General features: G+C 71.4%; 17 protein-coding genes and 3 tRNA genes. 4 read left to right on the top strand and 16 right to left on the bottom strand.

Features of this window, described 5'->3' with window-relative positions; translation table 11 throughout:
• Window positions 1-91 precede the first annotated feature (91 nt).
• The 9 genes from ACFWE2_RS12555 to ACFWE2_RS12515 all read right to left on the bottom strand — a co-directional run bounded on the left by ACFWE2_RS12555 (window position 92) and on the right by ACFWE2_RS12515 (window position 6,030).
• Window positions 92-164, bottom strand: a tRNA-Glu gene (locus ACFWE2_RS12555).
• Between the two features lie 37 nt (window positions 165-201).
• Window positions 202-274, bottom strand: a tRNA-Glu gene (locus tag ACFWE2_RS12550).
• 91 nt (window positions 275-365) lie between these two features.
• Window positions 366-437, bottom strand: a tRNA-Gln gene (locus tag ACFWE2_RS12545).
• 152 nt (window positions 438-589) lie between these two features.
• Entirely contained in the window at window positions 590-1,447 is an 858-nt protein-coding gene (locus ACFWE2_RS12540) for an HAD family hydrolase (RefSeq protein ID WP_377224561.1), read from the bottom strand.
• The gene (locus tag ACFWE2_RS12535) at window positions 1,444-2,565 is read right to left on the bottom strand and encodes a CPBP family intramembrane glutamic endopeptidase (RefSeq protein WP_377224560.1); all 1,122 of its coding nucleotides are present in this window, start codon (window positions 2,563-2,565) and stop codon (window positions 1,444-1,446) included. Before ACFWE2_RS12535 ends, ACFWE2_RS12540 begins: the two co-directional genes overlap by 4 nt.
• A 64-nt stretch (window positions 2,566-2,629) precedes the next feature.
• Window positions 2,630-4,117: a glutamate--tRNA ligase gene (gltX, locus tag ACFWE2_RS12530; RefSeq protein ID WP_377224559.1), complete on the bottom strand. Its 1,488-nt coding sequence runs from the start codon at window positions 4,115-4,117 to the stop codon at window positions 2,630-2,632.
• Between the two features lie 10 nt (window positions 4,118-4,127).
• On the bottom strand, window positions 4,128-4,601 hold the full coding sequence (locus tag ACFWE2_RS12525; protein ID WP_377224558.1) for a hypothetical protein: 474 nt from the start codon (window positions 4,599-4,601) through the stop codon (window positions 4,128-4,130).
• Window positions 4,602-4,604: 3 nt separating this feature from the next.
• Window positions 4,605-5,249, bottom strand: coding sequence for an NUDIX hydrolase (locus ACFWE2_RS12520; RefSeq protein WP_377224557.1), 645 nt, complete (start codon window positions 5,247-5,249; stop codon window positions 4,605-4,607).
• A gap of 1 nt (window position 5,250) precedes the next feature.
• Window positions 5,251-6,030: a fumarylacetoacetate hydrolase family protein gene (locus tag ACFWE2_RS12515; RefSeq protein WP_377224556.1), complete on the bottom strand. Its 780-nt coding sequence runs from the start codon at window positions 6,028-6,030 to the stop codon at window positions 5,251-5,253.
• Between the two features lie 180 nt (window positions 6,031-6,210).
• On the opposite strand from ACFWE2_RS12515, the gene ACFWE2_RS12510 reads away from it, so the two are divergent.
• A complete protein-coding gene (locus tag ACFWE2_RS12510; protein WP_377224555.1) occupies window positions 6,211-7,836 on the top strand; it encodes a serine hydrolase domain-containing protein in 1,626 nt (541 codons plus the stop codon).
• Here ACFWE2_RS12510 and ACFWE2_RS12505 read toward each other — a convergent pair.
• On the bottom strand, window positions 7,808-8,794 hold the full coding sequence (locus ACFWE2_RS12505) for a class I SAM-dependent methyltransferase (RefSeq protein ID WP_377224554.1): 987 nt from the start codon (window positions 8,792-8,794) through the stop codon (window positions 7,808-7,810). The genes ACFWE2_RS12510 and ACFWE2_RS12505 overlap by 29 nt on opposite strands.
• Window positions 8,795-8,944: 150 nt before the next feature.
• On the opposite strand from ACFWE2_RS12505, the gene ACFWE2_RS12500 reads away from it, so the two are divergent.
• Window positions 8,945-10,282, top strand: a complete 1,338-nt coding sequence (locus tag ACFWE2_RS12500) for a heparan-alpha-glucosaminide N-acetyltransferase domain-containing protein (protein WP_377224553.1) — start codon at window positions 8,945-8,947, stop codon at window positions 10,280-10,282.
• Here ACFWE2_RS12500 and ACFWE2_RS12495 read toward each other — a convergent pair.
• From ACFWE2_RS12495 to ACFWE2_RS12480, 4 genes are all read right to left on the bottom strand, one after another.
• Window positions 10,267-11,136, bottom strand: a complete 870-nt coding sequence (locus ACFWE2_RS12495; RefSeq protein ID WP_377224552.1) for a PhzF family phenazine biosynthesis protein — start codon at window positions 11,134-11,136, stop codon at window positions 10,267-10,269. The genes ACFWE2_RS12500 and ACFWE2_RS12495 overlap by 16 nt on opposite strands.
• Window positions 11,137-11,249: 113 nt before the next feature.
• Complete coding sequence (locus ACFWE2_RS12490; protein WP_377224551.1) at window positions 11,250-12,212, bottom strand: aldo/keto reductase; 963 nt, start codon at window positions 12,210-12,212, stop codon at window positions 11,250-11,252.
• Window positions 12,213-12,255: 43 nt separating this feature from the next.
• The gene (locus ACFWE2_RS12485; protein ID WP_377224550.1) at window positions 12,256-13,173 is read right to left on the bottom strand and encodes a nucleotidyl transferase AbiEii/AbiGii toxin family protein; all 918 of its coding nucleotides are present in this window, start codon (window positions 13,171-13,173) and stop codon (window positions 12,256-12,258) included.
• Window positions 13,170-13,742: a type IV toxin-antitoxin system AbiEi family antitoxin domain-containing protein gene (locus tag ACFWE2_RS12480; RefSeq protein ID WP_377224549.1), complete on the bottom strand. Its 573-nt coding sequence runs from the start codon at window positions 13,740-13,742 to the stop codon at window positions 13,170-13,172. Before ACFWE2_RS12480 ends, ACFWE2_RS12485 begins: the two co-directional genes overlap by 4 nt.
• 122 nt (window positions 13,743-13,864) lie before the next feature.
• Between ACFWE2_RS12480 and ACFWE2_RS12475 the strand changes: the two genes are divergently transcribed.
• Window positions 13,865-14,905, top strand: a complete 1,041-nt coding sequence (locus tag ACFWE2_RS12475; protein ID WP_377224548.1) for a 3-methyladenine DNA glycosylase — start codon at window positions 13,865-13,867, stop codon at window positions 14,903-14,905.
• A gap of 54 nt (window positions 14,906-14,959) precedes the next feature.
• Here ACFWE2_RS12475 and ACFWE2_RS12470 read toward each other — a convergent pair whose 3' ends face one another.
• Together ACFWE2_RS12470 and ACFWE2_RS12465 are read right to left on the bottom strand one after the other, a co-directional pair.
• The gene (locus ACFWE2_RS12470; RefSeq protein WP_377224547.1) at window positions 14,960-16,273 is read right to left on the bottom strand and encodes a PHB depolymerase family esterase; all 1,314 of its coding nucleotides are present in this window, start codon (window positions 16,271-16,273) and stop codon (window positions 14,960-14,962) included.
• A 95-nt stretch (window positions 16,274-16,368) separates the two neighbouring features.
• The gene (locus ACFWE2_RS12465) at window positions 16,369-18,738 is read right to left on the bottom strand and encodes a WD40/YVTN/BNR-like repeat-containing protein (protein ID WP_377224546.1); all 2,370 of its coding nucleotides are present in this window, start codon (window positions 18,736-18,738) and stop codon (window positions 16,369-16,371) included.
• A 331-nt stretch (window positions 18,739-19,069) separates the two neighbouring features.
• On the opposite strand from ACFWE2_RS12465, the gene ACFWE2_RS12460 reads away from it, so the two are divergent.
• Window positions 19,070-19,690, top strand: a complete 621-nt coding sequence (locus ACFWE2_RS12460; protein WP_377224545.1) for a lytic polysaccharide monooxygenase auxiliary activity family 9 protein — start codon at window positions 19,070-19,072, stop codon at window positions 19,688-19,690.
• Window positions 19,691-19,724: the final 34 nt, after the last annotated feature.

The raw sequence follows: 19,724 nt of genomic DNA, 5'->3' as shown, positions 1-19,724 counted from the left end.
GGTTATGGACGCCCAGGGCCTGGACACGAATCAGTCGCGGCTGATCCCCAAAGCGAAAGGCCCGGTCCGCGTGGACCGGGCCTTTCTGCTGTACCCCCAGCGGGATTTGAACCCGCGTTACCGCCGTGAGAGGGCGGCGTCCTAGGCCGCTAGACGATGGGGGCCTGGACGGATCCACCAGCCGAAGCCGACGGACCTGCGTACCCCCAGCGGGATTTGAACCCGCGTTACCGCCGTGAGAGGGCGGCGTCCTAGGCCGCTAGACGATGGGGGCCTGAACTACCGGTTGCGGACCGGTTACCGGTGAGAACCGTAGCGCACTCTGCGGCCGACTCGCGTCGGCTACGTGTGTGCTGCGCTCTGCGCTGGGGTACCAGGACTCGAACCTAGACTAAGTGAACCAGAATCACTCGTGCTGCCAATTACACCATACCCCATGGGGGTAACGACCTTCTGGATATACCTGTTTCCGCCAGGCTTTCCGTGTGGGCCCTACCGCTGGAGAACACTACCTGACCTCGGACGGTGGTCAAAACGGAAAGGGCGTGCTGTCGGTCACGCGTACCGATCCGGGTCTCGCTCAGGGCGTTTACGGGGCTGTCCGACGCCGTCCGGCGCCGTAGCCGAGGGCGGCCGGTAGCTCCGCCAGCGTCTCGATGACCAGCACACCCGCCGCGCGCAGGGCGTCCGGGTCCTGCACGTCACGGAACCCGCCGTCGGGCGCGGGAGAGCCTCCGTAGCCCGGACCCCGCCTGTGTCCCGCCCGGTCCAGCCAGACGCCCGTCAGGCGCGCCTGGTGGGCCGCCAGCGCGTCCACCGTGGGCTCGTCGCCCACGTACGCCGTCCGGGCCGGGTCCGTACCCAGCAACCGGGCACCCTCGAGGAAGACGCGGGGGTCGGGCTTGCCGAAGCCGAGGGTGTCGACCCCGACCAGCACGGGCAGGTCCGCGAGACCCGCCGCCCGCAGCTTGTGCTCCTGCAGCCTGGTGGCGGCGTTCGTCACCACGCCCACCCGGATCCCCGCCGCGACCACCGCGTCTACGGCGGCCCTCGCGTCCGCGTGCGCCGTCCACGACTTCTCGAAGGTGCCCCAGAACAGCGCGTCCCAGGCGGCGAAGGAGGTCTCCGTGACGGGCGCGCCGCCGTACGTCTCGTGCAGCAGCGCGGCCCGGAGCCGACGCTGCGTCACGTGGTCCGTCTCGCCGCGCGTGTAGCGGCCGTAGTAGCCGCCGGGGTCGGTGCGCCAGTGCGCCAGGATCTCGGGCTCCCGCTCGGGCGGGACGTGCGGCAGGTACTCGGCCCGCACGGCCGCGAGCGCCGCCGCGAAGGCTCCCTTGGTGTCGACGAGGGTGTCGTCGACGTCGAACAGGATGCCGTCGACCGTCGTGTCGTCGGGCGCCGTGCCGTCGACCGTCGTGTCGTCGGGCGCCGTGTCGTTCGTCGTCATCGTGTCCCTCGTTCGGCGGGTTCTGGAACGACCAGGGCGGGCCTGCGGCGTCGTGCCCACCACAGCAGCACCGCGGTGGTGATGACCGTCCCGGTGATGCTGACAGCTCCCTGGGCCGGTGCGATCTCGGTGATCAGGAGCGAGTCCTCGAGGCCGTCGTAGGCGATGGCGAGGCCGAACGCCAGGAGGTTGTTCGCCACGTGCAGCGCGACGGCGCACTCGAGGCCGCCCGTCCGCCAGACGAGCAGGCTGGCGACCAGGCCGAACACCAGCCGGTCGGCGAACAGCCAGGGGCTCTGCGCACCGTGCGCCAGGGCGAAGAGGAACGCCGTCAGCACGGCGGGCAGGACGATCGCGAGCCACCGCCACCGCAGCATGCTGCCTGTCCACTGGGTGAGCCAGCCGCGGAAGAAGTACTCCTCGCCGGCTGCCTGCAGCGGTGTGGTGAGCAGGACGACGACGGCCAGCGCGAGCCAGCCGGACGCAGGGGTGAGCGGCCACCAGGGATCCTCGGCGCCCGCGCCGGTGCCGGTGCCACCGCCGTCGGCGGGAAGTTCGAGCTGCGTCAGGAGGAGGTCGCCCGCGAACGTGAGCGGCACCAGGAGCAGCAGCGAGACGCCGAGCGCGCCGAGCAGCAGGCGCCAGCGCACCCGGCCGAGGACGGACGACACGAGTCCACCGCGGCGGGCCTGCGCCCAGGTCGCGACGAGGGCGACCGGGATACCGAGCGCGAGGCCGAGGTTGGTCACGAGCAGGCCGACCGGCGAGACGAACCAGGCGTCGGTGAGACCGGACGGGTCGGGCAGCTGCACGCCCAGCGCCCCGGAGACGACGAGGGCGAGGGCGTACAGCAGCATCCCCCCGGCCAGCACGACCGTGCAGGCGACGACCGCGGTCAGCCCGAGCAGGGGGCGCCACCACCGGTGCCTCGGCCCGCGCAGGGCCTGCGGGTACTCGCGCGGCGCGAGAGCCGTACCCGTCGAGGCGGTCGGCGCCGGTTCGGCAGGGGCCGTTCCTGGCGAGGCCGTTCCTGGCGAGGTCGTTCCTGGCGGGGTCGGCGCTGGCGGGGTCGGCGCTGGCGAGCTCTGTACGGTGGCGGGCGGCATGGCGTCGGTCACGCCCGCCACCGTACAGAACTCGTCCGGCCCGCACGCGCTCACCCCGCAACCTCACTCCGCGGCCTCACTCCGCGGCGGCGGTCACCTCTGCCGGCGTCAGGGCCGCGAGCTCGGCCAGACGGGCCTGTGCCGCGTCGATCCGGGCGAGCGTCCGGTCGCGGCCGAGCACCTCGAGCGACTCGAACAACGGCAGGCCGATCCGGCGGCCCGTCACCGCTACGCGGACCGGGGCCTGCGCCTTGCCCAGCTTCATGCCGTGCGCCTCCCCCACCGTCGTGACGGTGTCCTTGAGCGCCTCGGCCTCCCAGGCCACGTCCACGAACGCGGTGCGGACGTCGGCGAGCAGCTCGGCGGCGCCTGCCTTCATCGCCTTGCTCCAGGAGTCCTCGTCGATGACCGGCTCGTCGAGGAACAGGAAGTCGACGTTGTTCGTGATCTCGGACAGCAGGGCCACCCGGGAGTGGGCGAGCGGGGCGACGGCGTCGAACACTTCTGCGTCGAACTGCTCCTCGCTCCACGGGGCGCGGGGGGCGTGCAGCCAGGGGCCGCAGGCCTCGGTGAACTCCGGCACGCTCAGGGCGCGGATGTACTCGCCGTTGAACGCGGTGAGCTTCTTGATGTCGAAGAACGCCGACGAGGAGTTGATGTCCTCGACGCGGAACCGGCGCACCAGCTCGTCGAACGGGAGGATCTCCTCGTCGTTGCCCGGCGCCCAGCCGAGCAGCATCAGGTAGTTGACCATCGCGTCGAGCAGGATGCCCTCGGCGAGGTAGTCCTCCAGTGCCACCTTGTCGCGGCGCTTGGAGAGCTTCTGCCGCTTCTCGTTGACGATCACCGGCATGTGCGCCCACTGCGGCGGGGTGTGACCCAGCGCCTCCCACAGCAGTTGCTGCTTCGGGGTGTTCGGCAGGTGCTCCTCGGCCCGCATGACGAGGGTGATGTTCTCGTCGATGTCGTCCACGACGTTGGCCAGCAGGAACACCGGCGAGCCGTTGCCCCGCGCGATGACGAAGTCCTCGAGGGTCTTGTTCGGGAACGTGGGGTTGCCGCGGATCAGGTCGACGACCCGCGTCTCGCCGTCATCGGGCGTACGGAAGCGCAGCGCGCGGCCCTCCGCGTACTCCAGGCCGCGGTCGCGGCAGAAACCGTCGTAGCCGGTCTGCTGGTTGCCGGTGCGCGCGAGGACGGCGTCACGGGTGCAGTCGCAGTAGTACGCCTTGCCCTCGGCGAAGAGGCGCTGGGCGGCGTCCTTCTGGATGCCGGCGTTCTCGGACTGGAAGTACGGCCCCTCGAACGCCGGGTCCGCCTTGCGGATGCCCAGGGCCTCCATGGCCGACAGGATGCCGTCCACCCACTCGGGCTGGTTCCGCGAGGCGTCCGTGTCCTCGATGCGCAGCACGAACGTGCCGCCCTGCTGCTTCGCCACTGCCCAGTTGAACAGCGCGGAGCGGGCGCTGCCCACGTGGAACATGCCGGTCGGGGAGGGTGCGAAGCGGACGCGGACGGGCGTGTTCACCGCCGGGTCGGTCGAGGTGTCGGTTGCTGAGGTCACGGGCCCTAGCCTAGGCGGTGGGGCTGACATCGCCGTCCCGTGCGGCACGACCCCGAGCGACCCGGTCCTGGGCGACCCGGCCGCGCCGGCCGCCGATCAGGAGCCCGACGGCGAACGTCAGCCACGTGGGGACCTGCACGCCGGCGGCCGTCAGGAGCGCGCTCATGGTGAACCCCGGGTCGCCGGGCTGCATGGACGCGGCGATGCCCGCGTAGCTGATCCCCAGGACGACGACGGCCAGGCCGAACGCCAGGCCGAGGGCGGCCGACGCGCTCCGGACCCGCACGAGGCGGAGCAGACCGATCGCGACGAGGATCACCAGCAGGACCGCCACGGTCGCCAGGAGCGCGACCACGAGGCCGAGGCCGATCTCCAGCAGGCCGAGCTGACCGCTGCCCGCGAGGACGTGGACAGCCAGGAACACCACAGCGCCGACGGCGACCGCCATCGGGGACAGCACGAGGAACCGCCGCATGATCGCCATGGCTCATGGTGACGGAAGCACGCCCGAAGAGCCACGGTCTCCGCCGCCTCGTTCCGAGGCTTCACCCCACCGCGCCCGCGACAGGAACACCAGCTCGGCCAGCTCGGGGTCCGGCAACGCGTCGACGTCCCACCAGCGCACGTCCAGCGACTCGTCCGAGACGACGGGCTCCGCACCCGGCGCGGCCACGGCGACGAACCGCACGTCCAGGTGGTGTACCGGACGTGCGGCGTCCCCGGTGCCGGGCCGGCAGAACGGCACCACGTGCTCGTCCAGGTGCACCGGCACCGGGTCGAGCACGAGCCCCGCCAGCCCCGACTCCTCACGCGCCTCCCGCTCGGCGGCGCCGGCCAGCGTGCGGTCGGCGGCCTCCAGGTGCCCGCCGAACTGGAACCACCGCTTCGCCTTGCCGTGCAGGTTCAGCAGCACGCGCGCGCCGTCGTGCGAGAGCACGAGCGTGGACGCCGTGAGGTGGTCGGGCACGCACTCGCGGAAGACGCCCGACACCGCACCCGTCGAGGGATCGTGCGCCTCCAGGTGCCGCGCGTACCGTGCCCTGAGCCGCTCCTGCTCCGGCGTCGGCCCGGTCCACGCGCGCAGCACCCGGGACGCGTCGTCGTGCAGCGACGCGTGGTGGTCCGAGGTCACCTCAGCGCCGCAGCACCGGGTTGGACAGCACGCCCAGCCCCTCGACCTCGACCTCGACGCGGTCACCGTGGTCGATCTTGCCGACGCCCGCTGGCGTCCCGGTCAGGATGACGTCGCCGGGCAGCAGGGTCATGGCCTCGGAGATGTACGAAACGAGGAACGGCACGTCGAACACCATGTCCCGGGTGCGGCCGTCCTGGCGCGGCTCGCCGTTGACGCGCGAGCGCACGCCGACGTCCTCCGGGTTCAGGTCGGTGTCGATCCAGGGGCCGAGCGGGCACGAGGTGTCGAACCCCTTGGCGCGTGCCCACTGCCCGTCGGTGCGCTGGGCGTCCCGCGCGGTGACGTCGTTCGCGACCGTGTAGCCGAGGATGTACGACGACGCCCTCTCCGGTGTGACGTCCTTGCACACCTTGGAGATGACGACGGCGAGCTCGGCCTCGTAGGAGACCTCCTGCGTGAAGTCCGGCAGCACGATCGGGTCGTCCGGGCCGACCACCGACGTGTTCGGCTTGAAGAACAGCAGCGGGCTGGACGGGACGTCGCCGCCCATCTCCTTGGCGTGGTCGACGTAGTTCTTGCCCACCGCCACCACCTTGGAGCGCGGGATCACCGGGGCGAGCAGCCGGACGCCGTCGCCCAGCTCGACGCGCTCGCCGGTCGGCATCGCCGGCATGTACAAGGGGTCGCCACCCAGGACGGCGAGAAAGGTCTTGTCACCCTCCTGCTGCACGAGGGCGAAGCGGGGGTCGTCTCCGTTGGTGAATCTGGCTATACGCACGTAGGCCAGAGTAAGCCTGCCCCGCCGGCCCGGGCGCTCGGGGTCCGCTCCGGGTCCGCTCGGGGTAGATCAAGGGCTCCGACCCAGGTCATCCCCGATGCCGCAGGCCCTGGCCGGTCCATAGCGTGTCGGACGGACGGTCCGGCCGGTCCAGGCGCCGGGCCCTGACGAGGAGCGAGCATGCGGAACTATCGGGCCGGGGCGCGGCAGCACACAGTGCTGCGGACGGCCGTGGCGGTGGCGGCGATGACGGCGCTCGTTGCGACGGCGCCGGTGGCGGCCGCGGCACCCGCCGCGCACACCGCCGTCACGAACGCCGCCGTCACGAACGCCGCCGTGACGAACGCCGCCGTGACGAACGCCGCCGTGACGAGCGACATAGCGGCCGAGGTCGACGGTTACCTGGCCGAGTACGTACGGGTCCACCGCGCGCCGGGTGTCGCCCTGGTGACGCTCGCCGACGGTGACGTGCGCGTGCGGGTGCACGGCGTGACCGGCGACGGCGACCCGGTGGGCGAGGACACCCCGATGCGGATCGGGTCGATGAGCAAGGCGTTCACCGCGCTGGCCGTGCTGCAGCAGGCCGACGCCGGGCGGTTCGACCTCGACGACCCGGTCGCCGAGGTGCTCCCGGAGCTGCGGATGGCCGACGACCGGTACCGGCAGATCACGGTGGAGGACCTCCTCGAGCACCGCTCCGGCCTGGCCGTGACGGCCCTGGAGTACTCGTCCGACCCGGCCTCCGCGCCCGCGGAGACCGTCGCACGCCTCGCGGACGAGGAGCTGTCCGCCTCCCCTGGCACCACCACCTCGTACAGCAACGCGGGCTACACGGTGCTGGCCCGGCTCGTCGAGCACACCTCGGGCGTCGGCTTCGGCGAGTACCTGGAGCAGCGGGTCTTCGCGCCGCTCGGCATGGGCTCCAGCACGGCGACCGAGCTGTGCGACGCGTCCGTACCTGGCCTCGCCCGTGGGTTCTCGGGGCTCGGCCCGCTGCTGGTGGCGGTGCCGGAGCTGCCCCAGGCCTGCGCCGGGAACGGCGGCATCGTCTCCACCGCGCGGGACATGGCGTCCTGGCTGCGGTTCCAGGTGGGGGACGGCACGTCGCCGTCGGGCGAGCGCCTGCTGGACGCCGACACCTTCGCCGCCTTCCACGACGTGCCGGCCGACGCGGCGGAGTACGGCTACGGCTGGCACCGGACCACGACGCAGGACGAGACCGCGGAGCACCAGCCGGGGCCGCTGATCGGGCACGGCGGCACGCTCGCGACCTTCGCCTCCGGGATCGAGTTCTCCCCGGTCACGGGGACGGGCGCCGTGGTGCTCAGCAACGCCGCCGGCGAACCCATGGCACTCACGCACAACGCGATAGTGGCGGTGGACGGCGGTACGCCGCGGTCGACGTCCAACCCGTTCGACCCGTTCAACGCCGTCGTCCTCGGGATCGCGGCGCTCGTGCTGCTGGCCGGGGTCGTCGTGGTGGTGCGGTCGAGGACGTGGGCCGTCCGCCGCGCCGCCGATGCACCGCACCGGCGCGTGCTGCGCCTGGTCCCGCTCGCGGTGTTCACCGTGCTCGGTGCCGCGCTGCCGTGGCTCGGCGCCCAGCTCATGGGCCTGACCGAACCCGTGGCGGCCTACCGGGTGGTGCTCTGGCTGTACCCGGCGGTGGTGCTGCTCGGCCTGGCGATCTTCCTGGCGGCTGGCAGTGGGCTCACCGCGCGGCTCGTCCGGCTCCGGAACACGACGACCCGGGACGCGACGACCCAGGACACGACCGTCAGGCGCGCGCCAGCACCTCGCCGTTGAGCACCGCGAACCAGCCGTCCGGGGCCGCGGCCCACTCCCGCCAGCCCTGGGCGAGCTGTTCCAGTGCCACGTCGTCCGCGAGCGCCGAGTCCTTGGCCTGCACCGCGAAGTTCGACTGGGTGCAGCGCTCGGCCCAGAGGCCGCCCCACCAGGTGCGGTCGTCGGGGGTGGCGTAGCACCAGACGCTCGCGCCGGGTTCGATCGTGGCGGGGTCGAACCCGGCGTCGCGTACCCAGGAGGCGAGGCGGCGTCCGGCGTCCGGCTCGAAGCCGTAGGTGTGGGTGACCTCGTGGTAGAGCATGTTCCACTCGGTGAGCTCAGGGGACTCCGGGAACCAGGTCATGGCCTCGTAGTCGGCGTCGCGCACGGCGACGAACCCGCCGGGCTTGGCGACGCGCTTCATCTCGCGCAGCGCGGCAACGGGGTCGGACAGGTGCTGCAGGAGCTGGTGGGCGAAGACGACGTCGAACGAGTCGTCCTCGAACGGCAGCTCGTACGCGTTGGCGTGCTCGAAGGTGATGTTCTTGGTGCCGTGCGCGTCGGCGAGGCCGCGGGCGGACTCGAGCACGTCGTCGGAGGCGTCGACGCCGACGACGCTGCCCTGCGTCAGCCGCTCGGCCAGGTCGACCGTGACGGTGCCGGGGCCGCAGCCGACGTCGAGCAGCGTCATGTCGGAGAGCAGGTGCGGGAGCAGGAACGCGGCGGAGTTGGCCGCCGTCCGGCGCCGGTGTGAGCGCAGCACGGACTCGTGATGCCCGTGCGTGTAGGACTCGGACTCCTTGGTCAGGTCCGTCCCGGCGACGGGGCTGTCCTGGCCGCCCGCCAGCCGCGACAGGCTGGAGGGGGCGTCGACCGCGTCGATGGGGTCGGTTCCCGCGGGCTGGGTCCGGTGTCGGGACGTGTCGCTGCGGGAGGTGTCGCTGCGAGCGATGTCGTGCTCGTTGGCGCTGCCGGTCATGGCCGCACTGTATGTGCGCCGGGCGGTGGCGCACATCTGTGTTCTCATCCCTCGGACGGCGCAGCCCGCGACCGCTCGGCTTTCGGGCGGTGTTCGGCCCGACGGCGTGGCCCGCGCGCGTCAGCGTCGGCGTCACGCAAGGATGCCCGCATGCCGACGCCTGACCAGCCCTCCGCCGCGCGGTCCGCGGTGCCCCGCGGACCGCTCCGGGGCGCCTTCGACCGGATGAGCCGCAACCTGCTCGGTGGTCCCGGCCGGGTGCCGGGGGCCGACATCGCCCGCGGGATCGCCGTGCTCGGCATGTTCACGGCGCACGTGGGCGTCACCTCCGACGACCTCGGCACGCTGGAGGGCTGGCTGAGCCTGGCGCACGGCCGCTCGTCGATCCTGTTCGCCACCGTGGCCGGGCTGTCGCTCGCGCTGTTCACGGGCGGCGCCAGGCCGTTCACGGGCGAGCTGATGCGCACGGCGCGGGCCCGCATCCTGGTCCGGGCCGTGCTGCTCATGGCGCTGGTCGCGGTGCTCGACCTGCTCGACGGGCGGGTGCTGCTCATCCTCGGGTTCTATGCCGCCTACTTCGTGCTGGCGCTGCCGTTCCTGCGCCTGCCGCCGGCCCGGCTGGCCACGATGGCGGTGATCGTCGCGGTGGTCGGACCGTTCCTCGCGTACTACGGGCCGGAGGCCCTCGTGCGGGCGGGCCTGCGTGCGCCGCACGACGGTTCGGGCGCCGCCACCGACTTCCTCCTCACCGGCCACTACCCCGCGGTCGTCTGGATGGCGTACGTGTTCGCCGGCCTCGCGGTGGGGCGCTGCGACCTGCGGTCGCCCGCGCTGCGCCTGGGCCTGGTCGCCGGCGGGTTCGGGCTCGCCGCCGTCAGCTCGCTCGTCTCGTCCGTCCTGGTGGCCGGCGCCGGGGGTGTCGAGGCCATCGAGCAGCAGATCATGCGGGCCTCGTCCGAGTACCAGGTCACGACCCCGCTCACCCTGTCGGACCCCTGGCCGCCCCTGGCCGGCCTGTACGTGGAGGGGCCGCACGACGACACGATGTTCGAGGCCCTGGGCTCCGGAGGGTTCGCCCTCGGCGTGCTCGGCCTGTGCCTGCTCGTCGGGGCGCGCGGTGGCACGGACGCCGACGGCGGTCGGGTACGGCAGGTCGCGCGAGGGGTGGCGCTCGCCGTGACCGCACCGCTGGCCGCCGTCGGCGCCATGGCCCTGACGGTCTACTCGGCGCAGATCGCGGTCATCTGGTGGTGGAGCCGCGCCGGCGTGGACCTGCTCGTCTACCCGGACAACGGGCCGCTCGGCGTGATGGTGCTGATCGCCCTGGCCACCGCGACGCTGTGGCGGGCGCTGTTCGGGCGCGGCCCGCTGGAGCGCGTGTTCACGGGGGTCGCGCGGAAGGCGTTCCCGACGCCGGCCCGCACACCGGACGCCGCGTCCGACGCTCCGTCCGACCCGACGTCAGCCCGCGGTCAGAACGCCACCTGACCGACGATCGTCGTGACGGTGTCGCCGCCGACCCACACCTCGCCGTCGGGCAGCTTCTCGACGTGGACCCGGCCCTCGCGGCTCAGGGCCGTCCCCTGCGACGCGACGTAGGACGACGGCAGCACGTCCCCGGCGAGCCACTGGCCGAGGCCTGCGTTGAGGCTGCCGGTCACGGGGTCCTCCCCGCCGATCGACGGCACGAAGGCGCGCACCTCGACGGCGGGCTCGCCTGCCGGGTACCCGCCGACGACGCCCACGCCGAGCTCGCCGACCACACCGAGCTTCAGGTCCCCCATCACCGCGTAGTCGGGCTCCAGCGCGAGCACGGCGGCCGCGTCGCGGAGCTGGACCGCCACCCAGCCGGGTCCGTTGTCGACCCAGGCCGAGCGGACGACGTCGGACACGTCGATCCGCAGCGACCGCGCGATCTGCGCGAGGTCGGCGTCGTCGACGTCACCCGAGCGGATCAGGGGCGGCGCCGCGAAGGCCAGGCGCTGCCCGTCGCCGACGGCGGTGCGCCGCAGGCGCACGAGGCCCACGCCACACTCCTGGACCACGCCCTGCCCGCCGGGCTCACCCCCGGCCTCCAGCCACGCGTGTGCGGTGCCGAGCGTCGGGTGCCCGGCGAACGGCAGCTCGCCGCCCGGGGTCCAGATCCGGACGCGGTAGTCGGCGCCGCCGTCGCGCCCCGCCTCGGAGGGATCGAGCAGGAACGTGGTCTCCGACAGGTTGGTCCACCGGGCGAAGGCGGCCATCTGGTCGTCGGTGAGCCCGTCGGCGTCGTGCACGACGGCGACGGGGTTGCCGCCGGTCAGCGCCGGGGAGAACACATTGACCTGCCGAAAAGGACTCATGCGCCCCACGCTACCCACCGGCGGGCGTTGTCAGACGCGGCGGCACGTGTCAGACGTACAGGTCAGCGGAGTGACCTGTACGTCTGACAGTTCCGCTCGGGTCTGACAGGTCGTCAGGCCGGGAAGATGGCGTCCAGCTCCGCGAGGTCCTCCGCCGTCGGCGTCCACGACCACGCCTCGGCGTTGCGGCGCACCTGCTCCGGACGCGTGGCCCCGGCGATCACCGACGTCACCTCCGGCCGGGACAGCAGCCACGAGAACGCGACGTCGATCTCGGCGACACCCCGCTCGCGGCAGAACTCGCCGAACCGGTCCAGCGCCTCCCACGGCGCGGTCTGCAGCAGGTGGGGCTTCGCGACCACGAGGCGCGAGCCGTCCGGCCGGGCCCCGCCCGAGTACTTACCCGTGAGCAGACCGTTCGCCAGCGGGAAGTACGGCAGCACGCCGACGCCGAACGCCCCCGCCGCCGGCAGCACCTCGCGCTCGGCGCCGCGGGACAGCAGCGAGTACTCGTTCTGCGCGGAGATGAACCGGGTGCCGCCGAGCGACCGCGCCACGTGCTCGGCGTCGGCCACCTGCCAGCCCTTGAGGTTCGAGTGGCCCACGTAGCGCACCTTGCCGGAGCTGACCAGGTCGTCGAGCGCGGCCAGCGTCTCGTCGATCGGGGTCGCCGGGTCGGGCGTGTGGAGCTGGTAGAGGTCGATCCAGTCGGTGCCGAGCCGGCGCAGCGATGCCTCCGCGGCGCGCACGATGTACCGGCGCGAGCCGCGAGCGCCGAAGTCGTTCCCGTTCGCGCCCTGCATGTCGAGGCCGAACTTCGTGGCGACGAGGACGTCGTCGCGGCGGCCCTTCAGCGCGGCGCCGAGCAGCTCCTCGGACAGGCCGCGGCGGGCGCCGTACACGTCGGCGGTGTCGAAGAAGGTCACGCCCGCCTCGATCGCGGCGTCGATCAGGGCCGTCGCACCCTCCGCGGTCTCGGTGACGGTGCCGGTGCGGCCGAGGTTGTTGCACCCCAGGCCGATGACGGGGACGGACAGGCCGGAGCGCCCGAGGCGGCGCAGAGGAAGATCGGACATGTCGGCACCCTACGACGGCGACCGGAGCGGGCGCACCGGACCCCTACGTGGAAGTCGAAGCCGCCCGTGCCGCCCGCCATGAGCGTGCTTCGGGATCCCACGTGCCGCGCTCGGAACCGCCATCGAGGGCTGGGCCCGTGAAGGTGACAATCTCGTCCAGCAGCTCCTGGAACTGTTCTGGTGTGCTGTCTTCGAGGCGTTGCTTGCGCCGCCACCGGGCCCATCGGGTCTGGGCGATGTCGGCCATACCGTCAAGGACGATGTTCAAAGGCTGCAGTACGACGCCGCGGTAAGCGGCCACCTGTTCGATCGCAGGAGCCAGGTCGAACAGGCGAATGTGCCGCGTCCGCGAGAGCGCGGCGATGTCGACGAAGTCTCGCCAGCGGGTGTTCGCAGTGCCCCGTTCGACGGCGGTGACGATCTTTTCGGCGAGAACCATGTGGTCCGGGTACCCCATCAGTTCCACGACGCCTCCGAGCAGGCGGGGCACTTCGGTGCGGGCAGGTGCCGGCCAGATCGGATCCCCGAAATTCACGTCCACGTGCAATGCGATGCGCGCTGTCGCGAGCAGTGCTGTGACCTTGGCACGCACACCCGTGTAGTCGGCGTCGTCGCGGATCTCCTCGCCGAAGATCGACGCCAGGTCGAATTCCAACCCGTCGTCGAGATCGACAGCGACGATCTGGCGGACACGCTCGGCGACATCGTCGACGTCGTTCGGGACGCCAGACGCGGCGAGATCGACGTCTCGCGTGGGACGGCGCGCGGCGAAGGCTGCCATCAGCACACCACCCTTGAGAACGAAGTCTTCGACGTGCTTCGACGCGGCCAGGCGGGCCAGGAAGCCTTCGAGGGCGTAGAGCGTCAGGTATTCCGCAACGTCACGGCCGTCGCGGCGGGCCAGGTTTCGCAGGTCGTTGTAGGCGCGACCCGCCGGTGTGCCGCGGTTCGGTTGAGTCACAGCAGAATCTCCAGGGCTTGTCGAATACGAGGCAGGGACTGCGGAAAAGCGGCAGCCGTCAGGAGAAGAGCGGCAGGTGAGTTGCCTCGCTGACGTACCCAGCGGCGCAGCGCTGTATGGGCAACATCAAGGCCTTCGTGATGGGCCAGACGGAAGCTGTCGACAATGGTGCGCTCGGCGGAGTAGACCCACAGCCCCAGGTCGTCTGTTTCATCCAGCCTGATGCGCCCGACCTCGAATGTCGCAGGATCGAAGCTGTGCCAGGTCACGTGACCGAATGCTGCTGGGCGGCGAGTTCCTCGCGGCAAGGCGATGTCCGGACCGAACGGGATCGCATCGCTCAGCCCATGGTGGACCAGTGCACTGGTCAGACACATCGTCGCTCGAGATCGGAGCGCCGTAGCGGCTGCGAGAGGAACCAGCGTCGGATCGATCCGCTCAGGACGGATGAAGACGCCCCTGGCAACCCGCTCCAGCTGACCGCTCTCAACCATGCGATACACCTGGTCCTTGCGCAGCCCGGCAGCACGCGCGTCGTCAAGCGTCAGCACAGCTGACGAGAACACCATGACTGGACTCCTAACTGCTTACACCTTGAGGGTATCTGTATACGGTTAGGAACGCAGCACGGGCGGCGAAGCATCGACGCCACACGCACATCTGACCTCGGCGGTGTGTTTACCCTGGACCGGTGAGCACAGTCCTCGGCGAGCCGATCGCGCCCAGTGCGCCCGACGTCGTCGGGCACGGGCCTGTCGTGCGCGACGCCGGGGTACGGACCGCCCGGGTGCTGCTCCCGGAGCAGTGGCTGCCGCTCGCCGACGCGCACGCCGAGCGCGCGGACGCCCTCACCGCCGCCTGGCGCGCGGCCCGTGACGCGGGACGCAAGCACGCCATCGAGGACTTCCTCTTCACGTACTACCCCACCCGCATCACGCACCTGCGCCGCTGGCACCCGGGTGCGGGGGTCGCGCTCCTGCTGCCCGACGGCGGCACGGGTGCCCTCGACCCGGACGCCGGCGACGCCGCTCCCGACCCTGAGGACCGCAGGACGTGGCGGTGGCACACGGCCGCCCCGCGCGACGTCGCGACGGCTGGTCGCGAGGCGCCCCAGATCGTCACGCTCGACCTCGACGCCTTCCTCGCCGACCGCGGCGACACCGTCCGGTACGTGCGCGAGCTGCTGTCCGCGACGGTGTCCCGCCCGGGAACGTTCGGCTGCTTCGGGCTGCACGAGTGGGCGATGGTCTACCGCGACCGGGAGGCGGGCCGCGACCAGCGGCACCCGCTGCCGCTGCGGCTCGGGCACGCGGGGACGGACGCGGTCGTCGAGGCGAACCCCGTGCGCTGCTCGCATTTCGACGCGTTCCGGTTCTTCACGCCGCAGGCGTCGGGCCGCAACCAGCTCCAGCCGACCCGCGCCACGCAGGTCGGCATGGAGCAGCCCGGCTGCCTGCACGCCAACATGGACCTGTACAAGTGGTGCCTCAAGCTTGGCCCCGCCGTGCCCGGCGACCTGCTGCTCGACGCGTTCGAGCTGGCCCGCGACATCCGCTGGACCGACATGGCGGCGTCGCCGTACGACGTGTCGGAGTACGGGGTCGCCGCGGTCGAGATCGAGACGCCACACGGCAAGTCGGAGTACGTACGGCGGCAGCGCTCGTTCGCCGAACGCTCGGCGGTCCTGCGGACCCGCCTCCTTGACGTGTGCGCCACGCTGCTCGCGACGTGAACGAGAAGAAGGACCCCCGCGTCGAGGGTCCTTCTTCTCAGGTCTCGCCAAGGGTCAGGTCAGCCTCCACGACTGGTTGGTGCCCCCGCTGCAGGCCCAGAGGATGATCTGGGTGCCGTTCGCGGTGCCACGGCCGCTGGCATCCAGGCAGAGCCCGTTGTGAACGTTGGTGACGGTGCCGTTCGCGTTCACGTTCCAGCGCTGGTTCGCGCCGCCCGTGCAGTCCCAGATCGCCGCCCTGGTGCCGTTGGCCGTCCCCCAGCCCGCGGCCTCGAGGCACTTGCCGTTGACCCTCAGCTCACCGGCGGAGGTGCGGGTGAACGCCTGGTTGGACCCGGTGTGACAGTCCCAGAGCTGCACCTGCGTCCCGTTCGTGCTCGACGAGCCGGGGACGTCCACGCAGCGGTTCGACGCCGCGCCGACGATCTGGCCGCCGCTCGCGGAGCCCGTCAGCCCGAAGAAGCGCAGCGTCTCCAGCGGCTGGTGCGGCAGGCCGTGGTCGACGCCCTGCATGCTGACCGCCTCGACCGGGGCCTGGCCGCCGGTGGAGCCGTAGCGGGTGCGGGTCCAGCCCGACTGCGGCTGGTCGGTGAGCTCCGGCGTCTGGTCGGTGCCGTTGACGTTGGTCCACTGGTCGATCTGCTCCTGGAAGTTCGGGTAGAAGAGCGCCTCGTCCTCGGTGCCGTGGAAGATCTGCATCCGCGGCCAGGGACCGTTGTAGCCGGGGTTGGCGTTCCGGACGGCGTCGCCCCACTGCTGCGGGGTGCGGTTGATCTGCCCGGTCGCGCACTCGCTGTTCCACTCCGAGCCGTTCGTGGTCGCGAAGCACGTGAACGGCACACCCGCGTAGGACGAGCCGGCCTTGAACACCTCGGGATAGACCCCCAGCAGGACGTTGGTCATCATCGAACCCGAGGAGATGCCGGTGGCGAAGATCCGGTTCGGGTCGGCGCCGTAGGTGGCCAGCGCGTGGTCGACCATCGACTTGATGCTCACCGAGTCACCGCCCGTGCCGCTGAGCGATGCTTGCGAGGCGACGTCGAAGCACTTGCTCGCGCGGGTCACCGACGGGTAGATGACGATGTAGCCGCGCTGGCCGGCCAGCTCGTCGAACTGGGTGCCGTCGTACATCGCCTGCGCCGAGCCGGTGCAGTAGTGGCTGGCGACCACGATCGCCGGGTTCGGCGCGACGTCGTCGGGCACGTACACGTACATCTCGAGGTTGCCGGGGTTGTTCCCGAAGTTCGTGACCCGCGTGAGCTCGGCGGCGTGTGCCGCCTGGGGAGCCACGAAGACCATCAGCACGGACGCGAGCGCGATCGCGAGGACCGCCGCCGCACCGCGGCGCAGGCGAATGACCAAGGACATGGGCTGCTACTTCCTCGTAGGGGACCATGGAACGTGCTCCGGGGTGCCTGGACGCGTCCAGGCACCCCGGTTCGGTGCTCGGGGACCTCGGGAGCTCAGCTCGCGAGGTCGCCGTAGATGATGCCGCGGCCGTTGGTCGTGAGGTAGACGCGGCCGTAGACGAGCGGGTCGCCGGTGATGGCGGAGCCCGAGTACGCCCACTGGTGGTCGTCGTCGTTGAGCCGGGTCCAGCGGCTGCCGCCGTCGATCGAGCGGTAGATGGCGGCCTTGCCTGCGATCAGCGCTGAGGTGTAGATCGCCGGGTAGGCGGCGTTCTTGGCCGCCTTGCCGAAGCCGACCGATTCCGCGGTCTCGAACTTGGCGAGGCGCTTCCAGGTGGTGCCGCCGTCCTTGGAGCGCCACATACCGCCAGGGACGCCTGTCTTGTCGTCGCCGCGCCCGGCCAGCCAGAGGTGCTTCTTGTGGCGGGGGACGGCGCGGAAGTCGTCGACGCCCGCGCTCGGCAGGCCCGTCGCCCCCGTGTCGGTGAACGTCGCGCCGCCGTCGGTGCTGCGGTAGAACGTGCCGCCCGAGAACGCGTACAGGACGGACGAGTCGACGCGGTCGGACCGGATCTTCGCCCCCGCCGGCAGTCCCGCCACCGGGATCCAGGTCTCGCCCAGGTCGGTGCTGTACACGGGAGTGACCTCGGAGTTCCCGGGAGTCCAGAAGATCCTGGACCCGTTGGCGTTGATCGCGACGGTGCCGCCGTGGCCGTCGCCCGGGACGCCCTCGACGCGCGCGGTGTTCTTCCAGGTCTTGCCGCGGTCGGTGGAGACGCCGACGTGGCCCTTCTCGTTGCCGTGCACGTTGCCGGTGCCGACGATGATGTCGCGCTTGTACTGGGCGAAGTCGACGCTGGTGCCCGTGGACCAGTCGGTGTCGATCATCGGCTCGGCCCGGCCGAGGTCGGTGTGGACGAAGCCGCCGACGTCGCCGACGGCCGAGACGAGGGTCCCGCCGAGCGCGGCGAGGTCGAGGACCGCGCACTCCTCCACGCCTGCGGCCCGGACCGCGACGGTGAACTTCTCGACCGGCAGCGCGACGCGCTGGCCGGCCTCGTTCTGGCCGATGAGCTCGCCCTGCGCGTCCCACCGGGTCAGCTCCTCGGTGCCCCAGATGGTCGCGCCGGTGCCCCACATGATGCGGTCCGAGTCGTGCGGGTCGATGGCGAGGGCGTCGATCATCCACCCGTGCTTGACCGCGTACTGGGGCAGCTGGTCCTCGCCGTTCCAGGACAGCCACGGGCTGCCGGTGTTGTCCATGTCGAACCGGTCGTGGCGGTCCTGGCCCTCGGCGTAGTCCCAGCTGATCGACCACGTCTGGCCGGAGTCGGTGGAGCGGAACAGGATCTCGTCGGGGTACCAGTTGTTGCGGGTGGCCGCCATGAGGGTACCGGGGTTCTGCCGGTCGACGGTGATGCCGCCGAAGCCCGGGATCACGCCGCGCGGGTTGTAGCCGGGGGTGATGTCGGTCCACTCGCCCGTCTGCGTGGCGAGGCGCATGATCTTGCCGCCGTTGCCCGAGGCAGGCGCGCCGTTGTACGGGCCGGGGTCGTAGCTGGTGACGACGTACAGGTACCCGTTCGTGTGGTCCACCGCGGACTGGCCGGGGATGGTGCGGTTGCCGCCGGCGGACCCGAGCGCCTCGACCGCGCCGGGGACGGCCTGCCAGGTCGCGCCGCCGTCCTTGGAGACGTACAGCGGGTCGTCCGGGTCGGCCACACCCACATAGACGTTGCCTGCCTGGTCGAAGTCGATCCAGATCACGCCCTGGTTGTCGGCGCTGTACGGGTTGTTCGGGTCGACCACGAAGTTGCCCGCGTTGGGGAAGCTCTCGACCTCGGCCCACGTGCGGCCGTAGTCCCTCGAGCGCCACAGGCCGTTCCCCGAGGGGGTACCGAGGTAGAGCTCGGCGTTGTCGGCGGGGTTGACGACCAGGCGCTCGCCCATGCCGCGGCCGGGCATGTTGCCGCCCTGCTTGAACGGGAGCTCCGCGATGCCCCAGGTCTCGCCCTTGTCGTCGGAGTAGAGGATCGCGCCGTTGTTGGGGTCCCAGTCGATGGTGTACGTGCCGACGGCGGCGTAGACACGGTTGGTGTCGACCGGGTCGGTGGCCATGGAGACCACGCCGCTGTAGCCCCACTTGTCGCGCCCGACCCAGTCGAGCAGCGGCTTCCAGGTCTGGGAGCGCTGCTGCCAGCGGTAGCAGCCGCCTATGTCGGTGCGGGCGTAGATCAGGTTCCGCTCGGTCTCGTTGAAGATGATGCCTGGCACGTAGCCACCGCCGTTGATGACGGCGTTCTTCCAGGTGTAGGCGTCGGCACGGGGTGCGGATGCCTGGCCCTGGCCCTGGGCCGACGTGGGTGTGAGGCCGACCGCGATCGCGGCAGCGCCGATCGACGCGAGGAAAGTGCGTCGTTGCATGGGGCTCTCCTTGGGTCTGCTGACCAGTTCGGTCTTCATCGAGGTGCGCTTCGTCGTGCACCCCGGGTCTCGCCGCTGTTGAAGCGCTTCGACACATGGAAGCGTCGGCGAGTCCCCGTGTCAAGGGCGGATCTCCGCCGGAAAGCCCGTCGATCAGGCGAAACGCTTCGATTAACGCCGTCGGCTCGTCGGTCCGGCGGCACCGCGGTCCCGCGTACGTAGTAGCCCTACTTGTCCCCGACCTCGTGGGCTTTCTAGCGTCGAAGAGTCCCGCACCAGCACACAGGAGCACTTCAGGAACTTTCCAACTTCACACACAGAGGTGAGCCCCATGAGAGTCACCGCACTGCACACGCCCGTCGCCAGAGTCCTGCTCGGCGCCCTCGCCGTCCTGGCCCTGACCCTGACCGCGCTGGTCGCCGCACCGCGGTTCATGACACCCAGCGCCGAGGCCCATGGCTGGGTGGTGTCCCCGCCCAGCCGGCAGGACCACTGCGCCAAGCGCACCGTGAGCTGGTCCTGCAACGGCGTCGAGTGGGAACCGCAGAGCGTCGAGGCCCCGAAGGGTTCGATGCTCTGCTCGGGCGGCAGCCGCTTCACCACCCTCGACAACGGCTCGCTCGCCTGGCCGCGCACGAGCATCGGCAGCACCCACACGTTCCAGTGGACGCTGACGGCCTTCCACCGCACGGCGAGCTGGGAGTACTTCGTGGACGGGCGGCTCTTCAAGACGGTGAACGACGGCGGCGCCACCCCGGCGCCCACCGTCACGCACACGCTGTCCGGCCTGCCGAGCGGCAACCACACGATCCTCGCCCGGTGGAACGTCTACGACACCGCCATGGCGTTCTACGCCTGCATGGACGTGAACGTCCGCAGCGGCAGCGCGGTCGCGAGCACCGGTGGCGAGCTCCGGAACGAGGACGGGCGCCTGCTGGCGACGCGGCTGTGACGAGGCGAACGGCCGGTGTCCAGCGTCGGACACC

The sequence above is a fragment of the Promicromonospora sp. NPDC060271 genome (assembly GCF_042726755.1).
Classification (GTDB): Bacteria; Actinomycetota; Actinomycetes; order Actinomycetales; family Cellulomonadaceae; genus Promicromonospora.
Note: the sequence above shows the minus strand (reverse complement) of the source record. Positions and strands in the feature narration are given on the sequence as shown.